General features: G+C 51.5%; 15 protein-coding genes, 1 tRNA gene and 1 pseudogene. 15 read left to right on the top strand and 2 right to left on the bottom strand.

What is annotated here, in order from left to right:
* Positions 1-39 precede the first annotated feature (39 nt).
* From ftsY to RUDLU_RS28800, 15 genes and pseudogenes are all read left to right on the top strand, one after another.
* The gene (gene ftsY / locus RUDLU_RS0115435; protein WP_019989303.1) at positions 40-1,002 is read left to right on the top strand and encodes a signal recognition particle-docking protein FtsY; all 963 of its coding nucleotides are present in this window, start codon (positions 40-42) and stop codon (positions 1,000-1,002) included.
* Between the two features lie 11 nt (positions 1,003-1,013).
* The gene (locus RUDLU_RS0115440) at positions 1,014-1,274 is read left to right on the top strand and encodes a type II toxin-antitoxin system RelE family toxin (RefSeq protein ID WP_027303098.1); all 261 of its coding nucleotides are present in this window, start codon (positions 1,014-1,016) and stop codon (positions 1,272-1,274) included.
* Positions 1,271-1,477 (top strand): type II toxin-antitoxin system prevent-host-death family antitoxin, encoded by a 207-nt coding sequence (locus RUDLU_RS0115445; protein ID WP_019989305.1) that lies wholly within the window; start codon positions 1,271-1,273, stop codon positions 1,475-1,477. The genes RUDLU_RS0115440 and RUDLU_RS0115445 overlap by 4 nt, the downstream gene beginning before the upstream one ends.
* 53 nt (positions 1,478-1,530) lie before the next feature.
* Entirely contained in the window at positions 1,531-1,962 is a 432-nt protein-coding gene (locus RUDLU_RS27530; RefSeq protein ID WP_044130403.1) for a hypothetical protein, read from the top strand.
* Between the two features lie 27 nt (positions 1,963-1,989).
* A complete protein-coding gene (locus RUDLU_RS0115455) occupies positions 1,990-2,646 on the top strand; it encodes a hypothetical protein (RefSeq protein ID WP_019989307.1) in 657 nt (218 codons plus the stop codon).
* A 56-nt stretch (positions 2,647-2,702) separates the two neighbouring features.
* Positions 2,703-4,010, top strand: coding sequence for a 30S ribosomal protein S12 methylthiotransferase RimO (rimO, locus tag RUDLU_RS0115460; protein WP_019989308.1), 1,308 nt, complete (start codon positions 2,703-2,705; stop codon positions 4,008-4,010).
* 65 nt (positions 4,011-4,075) lie between these two features.
* Complete coding sequence (locus RUDLU_RS0115465; protein WP_019989309.1) at positions 4,076-4,267, top strand: hypothetical protein; 192 nt, start codon at positions 4,076-4,078, stop codon at positions 4,265-4,267.
* Positions 4,264-4,542 (top strand): type II toxin-antitoxin system death-on-curing family toxin, encoded by a 279-nt coding sequence (locus RUDLU_RS27535; RefSeq protein ID WP_019989310.1) that lies wholly within the window; start codon positions 4,264-4,266, stop codon positions 4,540-4,542. Before RUDLU_RS0115465 ends, RUDLU_RS27535 begins: the two co-directional genes overlap by 4 nt.
* 247 nt (positions 4,543-4,789) lie before the next feature.
* Positions 4,790-6,358 (top strand): bacillithiol biosynthesis cysteine-adding enzyme BshC, encoded by a 1,569-nt coding sequence (bshC, locus tag RUDLU_RS0115475; RefSeq protein ID WP_019989311.1) that lies wholly within the window; start codon positions 4,790-4,792, stop codon positions 6,356-6,358.
* Between the two features lie 5 nt (positions 6,359-6,363).
* Positions 6,364-6,948: a 5-formyltetrahydrofolate cyclo-ligase gene (locus RUDLU_RS0115480; RefSeq protein ID WP_019989312.1), complete on the top strand. Its 585-nt coding sequence runs from the start codon at positions 6,364-6,366 to the stop codon at positions 6,946-6,948.
* A 124-nt stretch (positions 6,949-7,072) separates the two neighbouring features.
* Complete coding sequence (locus RUDLU_RS0115485) at positions 7,073-8,086, top strand: aspartate-semialdehyde dehydrogenase (RefSeq protein ID WP_019989313.1); 1,014 nt, start codon at positions 7,073-7,075, stop codon at positions 8,084-8,086.
* A gap of 247 nt (positions 8,087-8,333) precedes the next feature.
* Complete coding sequence (locus tag RUDLU_RS0115490; RefSeq protein WP_019989314.1) at positions 8,334-9,107, top strand: ABC transporter ATP-binding protein; 774 nt, start codon at positions 8,334-8,336, stop codon at positions 9,105-9,107.
* A 6-nt stretch (positions 9,108-9,113) separates the two neighbouring features.
* Positions 9,114-10,775, top strand: a complete 1,662-nt coding sequence (locus tag RUDLU_RS0115495) for a hypothetical protein (protein WP_019989315.1) — start codon at positions 9,114-9,116, stop codon at positions 10,773-10,775.
* A gap of 643 nt (positions 10,776-11,418) precedes the next feature.
* Positions 11,419-11,646 (top strand): annotated as a pseudogene (locus RUDLU_RS30620) (hypothetical protein); the annotation flags it as partial.
* Between the two features lie 75 nt (positions 11,647-11,721).
* Positions 11,722-13,128 carry a T9SS type A sorting domain-containing protein gene (locus RUDLU_RS28800; protein WP_245581674.1) on the top strand — a complete coding sequence of 469 codons (1,407 nt, stop codon included), beginning with the start codon at positions 11,722-11,724 and terminating at the stop codon, positions 13,126-13,128.
* Between the two features lie 285 nt (positions 13,129-13,413).
* Here the strand turns inward: RUDLU_RS28800 and RUDLU_RS0115505 are convergent.
* Both RUDLU_RS0115505 and RUDLU_RS0115510 read right to left on the bottom strand, forming a co-directional pair.
* Positions 13,414-13,497 (bottom strand) — tRNA-Leu (locus RUDLU_RS0115505).
* A gap of 76 nt (positions 13,498-13,573) precedes the next feature.
* A complete protein-coding gene (locus tag RUDLU_RS0115510) occupies positions 13,574-14,968 on the bottom strand; it encodes an MBL fold metallo-hydrolase RNA specificity domain-containing protein (RefSeq protein WP_019989317.1) in 1,395 nt (464 codons plus the stop codon).
* Between the last annotated feature and the right edge of the window lie 65 nt (positions 14,969-15,033).

Consider the following 15,033-nt stretch of genomic DNA (forward strand, 5'->3'; position numbering starts at 1 on the left):
ACACCCTGCACCGGCCGGCGGCCGCTAAGCACTAAAACTATGGCCTTATTCGGTTTATTCTCGAAGGAAAAAAAAGAAACGCTCGATAAGGGGCTCGAAAAAACAAAAGACAGTTTCTTCTCCAAACTGGGCCGGGCAGTCGTTGGCAAATCGAAGGTCGACGATGAGGTGCTCGACGACCTGGAGGAAGTATTGATAACATCGGATGTGGGGGTTGATACCACCGTCAAGATTATCCGACGCATTGAAGAGCGCGTGGCTCGCGATAAATACTTGGGTACCGACGAGCTCGACCGGATTTTGCGCGAAGAAATTGCGGGTCTGCTTTCGGAGACCCAGGCAGGGGGCAGCACCCCGGCTGAAGACTTTGAATTGCCTGCCGACAAACGACCTTACGTGATTATGGTAGTAGGGGTCAACGGGGTGGGTAAAACAACCACCATTGGTAAGTTGGCGGCTCAGTTTCACAAGCGAGGGTATAAAGTAGTGCTTGGTGCGGGCGATACCTTCCGGGCGGCTGCCGTGGATCAGCTTAAGCTGTGGGGTAGCCGGGTGGGTGTGCCCGTGATTGAGCATGGTATGAATACCGACCCCTCGGCAGTGGCCTTCGACGCGGTGAAAAAAGCCGTAGACATGCAGGCCGACGTGGTCATTATTGATACGGCCGGCCGTTTGCACACCAAGGTGAACCTGATGAACGAGTTGAGTAAGATTAAGCGGGTGATGCAGAAGTTTCTGCCCGAAGCCCCGCATGAGGTCTTGCTGGTACTGGATGGATCAACGGGGCAAAACGCGTTTATTCAGGCTACCGAGTTTACCAAAGCCACCGAAGTGACGGCCCTGGCGATTACCAAGCTTGACGGTACGGCTAAGGGTGGAGTGGTCATCGGGATTTCGGATCAGTTCAAAATTCCGGTCAAATACATCGGTGTGGGCGAGCGCATCGAAGATTTGCAGACGTTCAACAAGATGGAGTTTGTGGATTCGTTTTTTAAGAAGTGAGCGATTGGGTAATGTACCGGTTATCCTTTTCGAATCGGGCTTTGAAAAGCCTTCAAAAAATACAGCGGCCCGATGCAGAGCGAATCGTTAATGCGTTGGAAGAATTGGCAAAAGACCCAACACCCAAAGCGAATGTAAAACGTTTGTCAAATCACCCTGAAGCCATTTACAGGTTGCGCGTTGGCAATTATCGTGTGTTGTATGATCAGGAAGATGCGATTCGGATCATTGCAGTGATTGATATTGGACACCGAAAAGAGATTTACAAATGAATTTACAGGTTCAAATTATTCAATCAGAGGGTGAGCCTAAGTTCGCTGTGATGGACTACAACGAATACAAGGCGCTTCAGGAAGGCTTAGAGTCGTTCGATACGATTGAAGACTTTGTGGACTATATGTATGCGATCAAGAGTAAAAACGAAACTACTTCGTGGCACTCGCTTGATGAAGTAAAACGAGAATTAGGTCTGTGAACAAATTCAGTTACACCCGGTTCTGGCTACTGGTAACATTAACCTGTTCCTCCTTGCTTGTTTATGCACAACAGGCCAGGCCCCGCAAGCCAAAGCCCGCACCGGCGCAGGGTATTTGCGGAACGGTAGTCGAGAAACAGGGTAACTTTATGCCGGGCCCCGATAAACCCGTGCCCAAAGGTAAACCGGTGGTTCGGGAGGTGGTGATCTATCCGGCTCTGACGTTGGAGCAGGTGCGCCGTGACGAGGAGGGATTTATTACGGAGGTACCGGGCATTGCCCCGGTGCGGACGGTAAAATCCGATAAGCAGGGTAAGTTTTGTGCTTACAAGCTGCCTGCCGGGCGGTACTCGGTACTGATTCGTGAGCCGAAGGGTTTGTTCGGCAATCAGTTCGATGGGCAGAACCACATCAATCCCGAAACCGTGAATCCCCGAAAAGTGACCCGCACAACGCTCGAAATCACCCACGGCGCGGCATTCTGATTCGGACATTAATTGCGAACGAGGGGTATGCTTGCAGGAGTCATTCTGTTGCTCATTTTTGGATGGTTTATGTATCGGCTGATTCGCTTCTCCCGTGAATCGACCGGTGACCATTCGCCCCTGGAAAAACAGGTGACCTACCAGACCACCGAATGGCAGTATTTCACCCGGTTCGATCTGCTCTCGACCGTATTTTTGGGCTTGTTACTTCTGTCCTTGTTGTATTTCACTTTTGCCTACATGTTGCCCGAAGCCGAAAAGGTCTGGCATTATACGATTGCTATTGGCCTGGTGGGCGTGTGCGGTTGGGCTTTGTATTACATCTGGATCTGGTTTCGGCTCAACAACCAATACTGGCAACTAACTCGTGATGTCTCGGTAACGCTCGACCCCACCGACAAGTGTGTCTCCCTCCAATACCCTGACTATATTGTCTCATTTACGGCTGCCGATCTAACTCTGGTTGAACTGGTCGGTATTGGTTTCATAGGCTCTAAGCTTTTTAGCGGTTTCACGTACTGGCGATTTCACCTGACCGACGGGTTGGTGGTTTGCCTGAACCACAACAGTTCGTTTCTGACCCATATTCGGGAAGTGTATTTCGGGCAGGTGCCGTTTCGGTATGACGGTAAACGAATTCCCTGGATTGATAGGGTAGCTATTTCTGAATCTACCGAAGCCTAACGAACTTTGCCCCAAACCTAACCGTTGCTTAGCATACGGTAATTCAACTGATTGTCTTGAAAACTAAAGGAGTTCGTACCAATAAAATCAACATTGTCACACTGGGTTGTTCCAAGAATCTGGTCGATTCGGAGGTGCTGTTTACGCAGCTCAAGGGCAACGGCATGGAGGTGACACACGAGTCGAAGAAAGACGACGCCAACATTGTGGTGATCAATACCTGCGGCTTTATCGATAATGCCAAGGAGGAGTCGATCAATACCATTTTGCGCTATACCGACGCCAAAGAAGCCGGGATGGTGGATAAGGTGTACGTAACGGGCTGTTTGTCGCACCGGTACAAAGACGAGCTGGAAGTCGAGATTCCGACCGTCGATGCGTGGTTTGGCACCAACGAGATGCCGCGCCTGCTCAAAACGCTCCGGGCCGACTATAAGAAGGAACTCGTGGGCGAGCGGTTGCTCACTACCCCCGCTCACTTTGCGTACCTCAAAATTGCCGAAGGTTGCGACCGGCCCTGCTCGTTTTGCGCCATTCCGCTCATGCGGGGTGGGCACGTGTCGCGCCCGATGGACGAGCTGCTCACCGAAGCCCGGTCGTTGGCACGTCGGGGTACGAAAGAGCTGATTCTGATTGCGCAGGACCTGACGTATTACGGCCTGGATATTTATAAGAAACGCAACCTGTCGGAGCTGATTGGCCAATTGGCCGATGTGGAGGGAATCGAGTGGGTGCGGCTACAGTATGCCTACCCGTCGGGTTTTCCGCTCGACGTGCTCGACGTGATGCGCGAGCATCCGCACGTGTGTAAGTATCTCGACATGCCCCTGCAAACCGGCTCGACGGCCATGCTAAAGGCGATGCGCCGGGGTATTACCCGCGAGAAAACCGAAGAGCTGGTGCATACCATTCGGGAGCGCGTGCCGGGCATTGCCCTGCGTACAACCCTGATTGTGGGGCACCCCGGCGAAACCGACGCCATGTTTGAAGAAACCTACGATTTTGTGGAGCGGATGCGTTTTGAGCGGCTGGGGGTGTTTACATACTCGCACGAAGACCAAACGCACTCGTTTACCATGCCTGATGATGTGCCGGCCGACGTGAAGCAGGAGCGTGCCGACGCCATCATGGAGGTTCAGCAGGGCATTTCGTACGAACTGAATCAGGAGCGAATCGGGCAAACCTACAAGGTGCTGTTCGACCGAAAAGAAGGTGGCCATTTTATCGGGCGTACGCAGTTCGACTCGCCTGAGGTCGACAATGAAGTGATTGTTTCAGCCGATACGTATGTCAGATTAGGCGACTTTGCGAACGTCCGGATAGAGCGGGCCGAAGAATTTGATTTGTACGGCGTGGTGGTGTAAATTGTGTTAGAGCAAGGGTGCTTCAGAGTATGCGTTGATTCGAGTTCACTTTTTACAAAACGGATATGGAAGCTACAATAGACAAAGAAATGCTTCGCAAATCACTCACCCAATTAGTGAGCACTGATCCCGACTTTGTAGGTGCTTTGTTGAGTGAAGTTAATGATTTATTGAAAGAGACAAAGAAGCAGCGTCTGGCAAAAATCATTCAGGAGGATTTCGACGAATACGGTGACGTATTCAAAGCCTTAGCATGATTTTTCTCGATAAAGAAGATATCGTTTTTATCAATAAACGAACGGTTAGTGAGCATGGCGGTAATTTTATGCCGCCATGTAACTTTTTGCACGAAGAAAGCCTGGATTACGTACTCGAAGCTGTGCAAGCCGAAATGTTTGGCGAGCCGCTCTATCCAACTATTGCTGACAAATCTGCAGTTTACTGTTACAGTATCATCTGCAACCATATTTTTTCAGACGAAAATAAGAGAACAGGCCTTGAGGCTGCTCTTGCTTTTCTTATAGCTAAATAGTATGCGGTTAAACCGTAGCTTACCGCACAATGAGCTTTTCAATTTTATCATTAATCTGGCTTCCGGTCAAGTTACCCTCGACGAATGCCGGGCCTGGTTTACGGCTAACACTGTCCGTTTATAGTGCCTGTAGCGGATAGGTTGGACTGTCCCTTTTCTCCTCAATTCGGTTGTTTGTCTTCTCCTAACCCGCTGGCTGAACCTTGCGGGTTTTTCGATTGTTGCCCTCGGTAAACCCGCTTCCTGCATGGACTGTCAGTACCTGCCGCTTTCGGCCACCGGCCAGTTTTCTTCTTTCTTCCTTGATTATATAGCTCGTAAAGAGCCCCTTCAGCCCTTTTACGGGCAGTTCCCGGTTCCCGAAGCGTTTGGGGCCCAGATCAAACAGAAGCAGAACTTCTCGGCCGAACATCGGCAAACGCTCGTGCGGGTACTGAACAAACAGTATGCTGCCCTGACGCACAAGCCTGATGTATCGGTGCTGGCAGACCCTAATACGTTTACGGTTACTACGGGGCATCAGCTCAATATATTTACGGGGCCACTGTACGTGATTTACAAGCTGGTTACGACCATCAACCTCGCCAAACGACTGGCGCAGGCATACCCCGATTACAACTTTGTGCCGGTGTACTGGATGGCTTCGGAAGATCACGACTTCGACGAGATCAGCCACGCCCGAATCTGTGGCCGTACCTATACCTGGCAAACGGAGCAGCGGGGGGCTGTGGGGCGCATGAATCCCCGCGAGCTGCAAACCCTGTTTGCGCAGATACCCGAAAAGCTACACCTGTTTGAGCAGGCATACCTGAACCATGATACGCTGGCCGATGCCGTTCGGTACTACATGAACGAGCTGTTCGGTAGTGAAGGGCTCGTTTGTCTCGACGCCGACGATCCTGAGCTAAAACGGTTGTTTGCCCCCATCATTACCGATGAACTGACCCGTCAAACGTCGGCCCAACGGGTGCAGCAGACCACCGAGGCCCTCGTGAAGGAAGGGTACGAAGCGGTGATTACCCCCCGCGATATTAATCTGTTTTACCTGACCGACGGCGTGCGCGAGCGGATCGAGCGTGCTCCGGGCGATTCGGCTGATGCGGGCAAATACACGGTTGTAAACACAAACTGGGCGTTTTCGGAAGCTGATCTGTTACAACAGGTAGCCGAGCATCCCGAGCGGTTCAGTCCGAATGTGGTATTGCGGCCTTTGTATCAGGAGACTATTCTGCCCAATCTTGCCTACATCGGTGGTCCGTCGGAAGTGCCTTACTGGATGCAGTTGAAAGGGGTTTTTGATCAGTATCAGACACCTTTCCCGTTGCTGATGCCCCGCAATTTTGCGCTCTACGTACCCCGTGTGAGTGCCAAGCGATTGTTTAAACTGGGCATGACGATGGAAGAGTGGTTTCTCGACGAAACCAAACTTAAACATCGGTACGTAGAACACCACACCCGGCATGCTCTGCGCTTCGACAAGGAGAATAAAGCCATGCATCAAACACTCGATGCCATGTTGCACAAGGCCATGATGGTCGACCCGACGCTGGAACGGGCCGTACTGGCCGAAACCAAGCGGTTTGCCAATGCCGTGGAGCGGTTGCAGAAAAAAATGCGCCGGGCCGAGGAGCGGAATCAGGAGGTAGGCGTGCGGCAGTTGCTGGCTGTAAAGCAAGAGTTGTTTCCGGGGGGCGGTTTGCAGGAGCGGGTCGAGAATTTCCTGACGTTTTACCTCAACGATAAACGCTTTATCGAAAAGCTTCTGGATAGCTTCGATCCGTTTGATTACCGGATGCAGGTCTGTTTGGAACAATAAGCGGAATGGCCACGAAGCAGGACCTTCGCGGGCAGTTTCTGGCTCTGCGCCGGGCGTTGTCGGCTGAGGAAGTGACGCGTCGGAGCGAAGCGATCTGTGCGCAAATTGTGCAGGCGTCTCTGCTACCGCTAGCCGGAGGAAACATTCATATTTTTCTGCCGATTACCCGCCAAAACGAGGTGGATACCTGGTCGATTGTTCGTCGGGTCTGGGCCCAGCACCCGGCGGTGCACGTATGTGTGTCGGTCACCGATCCGGTACGTCATACCCTTACGCACTACCCGCTCACACCCCATACAACCCTTATTGAAAACCGTTGGGGAATTCCTGAGCCGGTGGGTAGCGCACAAGCCGTACCCAGTAATCAGTTCGACCTGGTTTTTGTGCCGTTGCTGGCTTTCGACGGTCGCGGCCATCGGGTTGGCTACGGCGGGGGCTACTACGACCGGTTTCTGGCCGAATGCCGCCCCGATTGCCTGACGGTCGGCTTATCACTGTTTGAGCCGTCGCCCGAAATCATCGATATTGAACCAACCGATGTGCCTTTACAGTTTTGTGTGACGCCCCAATGGGTTTACAGGTTTCGCTAAGTCCTGGGTTTAGCCCCTAATACGCCGATTTTAATGCCTCAATAACAATCCTTCAATAATCCGGGCGTATTTTTGCGTTTGGCCGTCTAAGCGGTCAAATTCACAAAAAATCAAGTATATTTTTATGAAAATCGCAGTCGTTGGGGCTACCGGCCTGGTCGGTAGCGAAATCCTGAAGGTGTTGGAAGAGCGTAACTTCCCCGTCACCGAACTCATTCCTGTAGCTTCTGAGCGTTCGGTGGGTAAACAGGTCGAGTTTAAGGGTAAACCCTACACGGTCGTGAGCTTTGAAGATGCGATTGCGGCCCGCCCGGCCATTGCGATTTTCTCAGCGGGTGGCAGCACCTCTACGGCATTGGCTCCCAAATTCGCCGAAGCGGGTATCACTGTCATCGACAACTCGTCGGCCTGGCGCATGGACCCTACCAAACCACTGGTGGTGCCCGAAGTAAATGCCAATGTGCTGACCGCCAACGATAAAATCATTGCCAACCCCAACTGCTCGACTATTCAGATGGTGGTGGCCCTGAAGCCCTTGCACGAGCGGTACAAAGTAAAGCGGGTGGTTGTATCGACCTACCAGTCGGTTACAGGGACGGGTAAAGCGGCTGTAGATCAGTTGTTTGCAGAACGAAAAGGTGATAGCAGCGTGGACAAGGTGTACCCGCACCCCATCGATCTGAACGTACTGCCCCATATCGACGTGTTCCTCGACAATGGTTATACCAAAGAAGAGATGAAAATGGTCAACGAGACCAAAAAAATCATGGGCGACGACAACATTCGGGTAACGGCCACTACGGTTCGGATTCCGACCATTGGTGGTCACTCGGAAGCAGTCAACGTGGAGTTTGAAGAAGAATTTGATCTGGCCGAGGTTACTGAACTCCTGCGCAATGCCGAAGGGGTAGTAGTACAGGACGATCCTGCCAATAAGGTGTACCCGATGCCTCTTACGGCGCACGGCCGCGACGAGGTATTTGTAGGCCGGATTCGGCGCGACGAAACGCAGCCCAAAACTCTCAATTTCTGGTGCGTAGCCGACAATCTCCGCAAGGGTGCCGCTACCAACGCCGTACAAATTGCCGAGTATCTGGTAAAACACGATCTGGTATCGGCCGAGACCGCGGCTGTTTAGTTACCGGTCGTTATAGCATGAACAAAAAGCCCCGCTTCCCGAAGCGGGGCTTTTTGTTTGGTCAGCTTTTTACATCCAGCCAACCCCTTTGCCGACCGCCTGCCCCATAATGAGCACCGATAAGCCCTGCGGATGTTGGGGCACCGGTTTATTCGCTATTTTGTGCGCAATAGTGACGTAAGAGGCTGGGTTCTACCGGCTGTTCCGGGGGCTTTATAAACATTCGGGCGCGAATAATTCACACAAAATGAACAATCCGGTTATTCAGATTCAGGGGTTGCATAATTACTACGGCTCCACGCATGTTCTGAAAGGTATAGACCTGACGGTGGAGGCAGGGCAGGTGGTTGGGTATATTGGCCCGAATGGCGCCGGAAAATCAACCACGATCAAAATTCTGATTGGCTTGCTGGCTAATTTCTCGGGGCAAGTGTCGGTATTGGGGTACGATGTCAAAGAAGATCCCATAGCTGTGAAAAGCCGGATTGGCTACGTGCCCGAAAACGCGGCTCTGTACGATACCCTCACCCCGCTGGAGTATCTGGCCTTCATCGGGCAGTTGTACGGTATGGATGAAGATACCATTCGCTACAAGGCCCATGATTTGCTCACCCTGTTTGAGCTGGGTGGCTATGCTGATGCCCGAATGACAACCTTTTCGAAAGGGATGCGGCAGAAAGTACTGCTCATTGCGGGCATGCTTCATAACCCCGAAGTTATTTTTCTGGACGAACCACTGTCGGGCCTTGATGCCAACGCTGTGGTATTGGTGAAGGCGATTATCCGTCAGTTGGCCGATGCGGGCAAGACTATCTTTTACAGCTCGCACATTATGGATGTGGTCGAGAAAATCTCAGACCGGATCATTATCATCAATCAGGGGCAGGTGATTGCCGATGGTACGTTTGCTCAGCTACAGCAGCAGCACAGCGGTTCGCTGGAGCAGCTGTTTGGACAACTGACGGGTAGCGAGGGTCAACAAGGCGTGGCTACTGAGTTCATCAACACCCTAACCAAATAGCCGCCCATGAAAATAATTGTGTTTGAGTTAGTGAAAGCGTTGGCTCCACTTTGGCGCATTCTGGGGGCCGATCCGGTGGCATTGCAGGCCATTGTAGCGGTTAAACTGACTATGGATAACCGCCGGAGCTATACGGCTCTGGGTCGGTATGGGCAAGGCCAAACAGGCGACAAAAACCATCAGTTTTTGCTGATCCTGGGTGTTTATGCTTTTTTCGGCTTGTTTGTGGGTGGGGTAGTGCTGCTGGTACCGCCCCGAACGGCCATGTTTATCCCGTTGGCCGTTTCGTTTGGGTATGTCATGATGTTTTGCGCCATGACACTGCTCTCCGATTTTTCATCCCTGATTCTCGACTCGGCCGATAACCAGATTATTTTGCCCCGGCCCGTGAGCGGGCGTACGCTCCTGATGGCACGCATTGTGCACGTAGCGAGCTATTTGTTTGCCATTACATTGGCCTTGTCGTTGGTGAGCATCGGTGTCGTTACGTACCGGTTTGGACCGGTGGCTGGGTTGGTGTATTTGGCGATGGCGTTACTGGCGTCGATGCTGATGGTGTTCCTGACCAACGTATTTTACCTGCTTCTGATGCAGTTCACGAGCGAGGAGCGGCTGCGGGAGGTCATCAATTATTTCCAGATCGGGATGGCTATTCTGTTTTATGGTAGCTATCAGGTATTGCCCCGGCTGGTTGATCCCGAAACGTTTGGACGGGCTACCGAGTGGCAAACCTGGTTTTATGCCGTACCACCCATCTGGATGGCCGGGGCCGTTGATATGCTCATTCAGCCTGCTTTCGACACCAACCATGCCCTTTTGGCTTTACTTGCCATTGTTATGCCATTTGGCGGCTTGTGGTTTATGAGCCGGGTGCTTGGGCCGGTGTTTAATGTAAAACTGGCCGGTATGGAGCAGGATCAGCAACCAACAGTTGCAGCGGGGGCTGTCCGGCAGCCAAGTGCGCTTACGCAACGGTTGAGCCGCGTGCTGACCAACTCCCCGCTCGAACGGGCTGCTTTTGGGTTAATCTGGTCCATAACCGCCCGCGACCGAAAATTCAAGCTGAAAACCTACCCGCAGCTGGGCTTTGGCCTGGCGTATATCATCGTCATGTCAACGGGGAGCATCAGCTACTCAGGCCGCTCTGATTTTTTCTATCTGTTTGCGCTGTATTACACGGGTTTGTTTTTGATGACGGCCCAGTACCAACTGGCGGCTTCGGACGACTACAAAGCCGCCTGGGTGTACGGAAGTACGCCCATCAGTCAGCCCGGCGAGATATTGTCAGGCGCCATGAAAGCCCTGATTACAAAGCTGATGGTGCCTTTTTACGGACTAGTAGCCGCTTATATTCTCTGGCGATATGGCCTCCATACGATCGACGATATTTTGCTGGCCTTCAGTAATTCGCTTATCATAACCATGTCGGCTGCTTTAGCGAACGAGCGTCGGTTGCCTTTCTCCATTACGCAAGATGCTATTAGACGGAGTAATACGGCCCGGAGTATGGTGGCTTTGCTGGTGATGGCGCTCGTTGGCGGGGCTCACTATGGCCTCAGTCAGTTACCCTACGCGGTAGGGGTAGCCACACCGGTTTCGGCGGGTATTTTCTGGTACCTGTTTCGGGTGTACCGGCAAACAGGCTGGCAACAAATTTCATTCGAGTAGCCAGCCCGGTGTTGTAATTCCTGTTTTGCTTACTGCCCAAAAGATAAAGACTGTAGCTAGGTTAGCTACGGTTTTTTATGTACCGAAGGCGAAACGCAAACGGGCTAAATTTGGCTTTGTAGAGACTTCACATAAGGGAATGAATAGTGTAGAATGTACAATGAAAGAGCTGACCGTCAACAGGTAATTGAATTATTCATTATGCATTTTACATTGTTCATTCACTTAAGTCTTGGCCATTAAATAAAGCGACCTACTTTCTGATCTGAGCATTATAATAATGCCCAAACTTGGAAAGGAGGTTCTTTACTTATGTGTTTCCAACCGTATAGTAGCATGTATGACTAATAACAAGTTGATAATCGGATCAATTTGAGCAACTTATCTATTAACCGATAACTAAAAAATGTATTGTTTGTTATACTATGTTTTCTTAAAAAAGTACCTTAGCCTACCGATTTATTCATAGATATGCCAAAGGCTTCTACTCTTTTTGTGCCCGTGGATTGCTTACTTTAAGGTACCTATCTTCTGCCTTTCTTACGCGCGCTGGGTTTATACCTATCGGATTTCTTTTACTCCTACTTCCGATGTAAAGGAGCTATGAAATCCTATAATCATCCCCCTCTCAACTCATAATCCCATGGTTAATTCTACGTGTATAGAAAGCCTTTCCAAGCTTATTAGCTTACAACAGAGGCAGCTCGTGGCACTACTCTTTACAGTTGTGCTTTGCTTTTTATCTTTGGCTAATGCTATAGCTCAGTGTGATTTAATCCTAACGCCGACTAACATAGACCAACCTACCTGCGGAGCCAATGACGGTAGTTTTAGGGTAGAAGTTGGTGGTATTACCGCTCCCTATCAGTATACGCTCACTAAGAGTGTTGGCGGTACTTTTGTTTTACAGGAGAACGGTACGCTCATTGCAGGTACGCTCACCTTTGTGTCCCTAACTGGCGGGACATACAAGGTGATGATTGCTAAAGGGGGCACCTGTTCGGGCGAGGTGACCGTAGAGCTTTCGCAAACGGTCCTAACGCTGACGCCGACAAACATAACCCAAGCTACCTGTGGGGGCAAAGACGGTAGTTTTAGGGTAGAAGTCGGTGGCATCACCGCCCCCTATCAATATACGCTGGTGAAGGACGTTAGTGGCAGTCCAGTCTTACAGGAAAACGGTACGCTCATTGCGGGTACGCTCACCTTTGTGTCCCTGACTGGCGGGACATACAAGGTGATGATTGCTAAGGGAGGGACTTGTTCGGGCGAGGTGACCGTAGAGCTTCCTCAAACGACCCTAACCCTGACGTCGACTAACATAAATCGACCTACCTGCGGGGCCAGTGATGGCAGTTTCCAGGTAGAAGTCGGTGGCATTACCGCCCCCTATCAGTATACGCTCACTAAGAGTGTTGGTGGTACGTTTGTCCTACAGGAGAACGGTACCCTCATTGCGGGAACGCTTACTTTTTTGCCTCTGGATGCAGGGACATACAAGGTGATGATTGCTAAGGGGGGGACCTGTTCGGGTAGCGTGACGGTGGAGCTTCCGCAAACGGCACTAACCCTGCTGGCCCCTACTTATGACTGTGCCACCGGTGCCTTTCGGTTCAATACGTGCGGGGGCGATGGTAGCCCGATTACCTTTTCCGCTATTGGTATCACGGGACCAACTACTAATCCTAATGCGTTTGTAGATACTGAGTTGCGTACGGCGATTGATGCACAACCTCTACTACTTCGGGCAACTCAGAGTGGAATCACTGTGACTTATGTTTGGAATATCCGAGCGCAATGCCCGATCATTCCATCAGGGGGGGGATTGACACTACTATCGCCCACCTACGACTGTGCTACTGGTGCCTTTCGATTCAATACCAGCGGGGGCGATGGCAGTCCTATTACTTTTTCTGCTATTGGTATCACCGGTCCGACTACAAACCCCAATGCATTTGTAGATGCCGAGCTACGAACGGCTAACGATGTACAACCCCTGCTACTGCAGGCAACTCAGAGTGGAGTCACTGTGACTTACCTCTGGGATTTGAAAGCGGCTTGTGGCCGTGCGCGACTTGGTGAGGCTAAGCCAGATCAACAATTGAGAGTAACCGTATTGGGTAATCCTGTTGTGAGCGAACTAATACACATCAAGGTAAACGGGGCTGATGGTCACCCCCTACGGGTTACCTTGGTAGACCAACAGGGACGGCGGGTGAGTGAGGAGCGTGTTGATCAGGCCTTATCTACACAGCGACTTAGCATAAAGTCGGGGCATACAGCAGGAGTCTATTTGCTTCAGGTATCTACTCCCAACCAATCACAAGTAGTACGGGTGCTGAAGGCCCAATGACGTAACCAGCCAATTTCGACATATAATGCCAACCATGTATTATCCCAGCTTTTAAAGGGCTGGCGAATAAAGGGCCTTCTTTCCCACTTTGGGCATCAGTACAATGTTCAGTTTAGAAAGGAGGTCGCTTTATTACAACTGCCTGGGGGCGTTAATAAAATTCGGGATGATTCAGGTGAATCAGTCAAGAGACTTTATGTAATTGTTTTCTCTGAATTCATCCCCTGTTTTCTCCCCAGCCTGAAAAGACAAAGACCGCAGCTAAGTTAGCTGCGGTCCTCTATGTGCCGAAGGCGAGACTCGAACTCGCATGCCCGTGAAGGCACACGCCCCTGAAACGTGCGTGTCTACCAATTTCACCACTTCGGCAGCACATTCCCCCGTGTTGGGACTGCAAATATAGAGGCTCGATTATAGCTTTTGCAAGCCCTCAGCCGTAATTTTTTTACAAATTTACGGCCTCGTACATATCCGGTATTTCGATGTGCTGAAAACCAGCATCTTGTAATTTCTCTTTCCAGATCTGCTGTTCGTCGTAATCGCCATGAACCAGGAACACCTTCTTGACCTCGGCCGGGTTCTGGCAGCTTAGGTAGTCGAGCATTTCGGCATAATCGGCGTGGGCGCTCAAGGCATCCATTACGGCTACCCGCGCCCGCACGTCAAATGTTTCCCCAAAAATACGTACTTGCTTATCGCCCCGTTTGAGAGCTCCGCCCAAGCTACTTGGCGATGCGTAGCCGACCAGCAAAATGGTATTACGGGGATCTTCAATGTTGTTTTTAATGTGGTGCTTAATGCGCCCGGCTTCGGCCATCCCCGACGCCGAAATAATGACGCACGGCCCCGGGCGGTCGTTGATAGCTTTAGAATCAGCTACTTCCGATACGTAATGCAGGTTGGGGAAGTCAAACGCATCGCCGTCTTTGTGGATGTACCGCAAAATTTCGGGGTTAAAACAGTCCTCGTTGTCCTGCATCACCCGCGTTGCTTTGACCGCCAGGGGACTGTCGACATACACGGGTAATACCGGCAGAAGACCCTCGCTGGCGAGCTGGTCGAGAGCGTACACGACCTCCTGCGTACGGTCGACGGCGAAAGCAGGTATAATCAGTTTGCCCCGGTTTTTGACGCAGGTGTCCTCCACAATGCGTAGCAGATGCGCTTTCATGTCGGGTTCGGGCTCGTGCAGGCTGGCCCCGTACGTTGATTCGCAGATGATATAATCAGCCTGCGGAAATGGCTCCGGTTTACGCAGAATCTTGTCGTTGGGACGACCAATATCGCCACTGAAGAAAAGCCGCTTGGTGTAGCCTTCTTCCCGAATGGTGAGGCTGATAGCCGCGCTACCGAGCAGGTGAGCCGCGTCGGTGTAAAGGACCTGAATGTTTTCATCGAGCCAGAAAGACTCGTTGTACCGCACGGTACGAATCTGACTCAGTGCCTGCTCCACATCGCCCACATCGTACAGCATGTCGAGTAGCGGCCGACCCTGCCGCTGCCGCCGTTCGTTGACTCGTTTCAGGTCCGTTTCCTGAATATGGGCGCTGTCGAGCAGCATAATATTGCACAAATCGGCCGTTGCGTGGGTGCAGTAGATCGGTCCCGTAAATCCCTGCCGCACTAACCGGGGGACGAGACCCGTGTGGTCGATGTGTGCGTGTGAGAGCAATAAGTAGTCGACATCGGCCGGGTTGAAATGGAAGTTCTGATTCAGGTCGTCGGTGTCGATACCCTGAAACAAGCCGCAGTCGAGAAGAATTTTAGTGCCCTGCTGGGTAGTGATGAGGTGTTTACTGCCGGTTACGGTGCGGGCTGCACCCATAAATTGAATTTTCATGAAAAGCTGGATCTTGGATGTAGGACGTTAGACGCCCGAAAGTTGGGTAGGCTACAGGAAATCCG

It is taken from the genome of Rudanella lutea DSM 19387, assembly GCF_000383955.1.
Taxonomy (GTDB): domain Bacteria; phylum Bacteroidota; class Bacteroidia; order Cytophagales; family Spirosomataceae; genus Rudanella; species Rudanella lutea.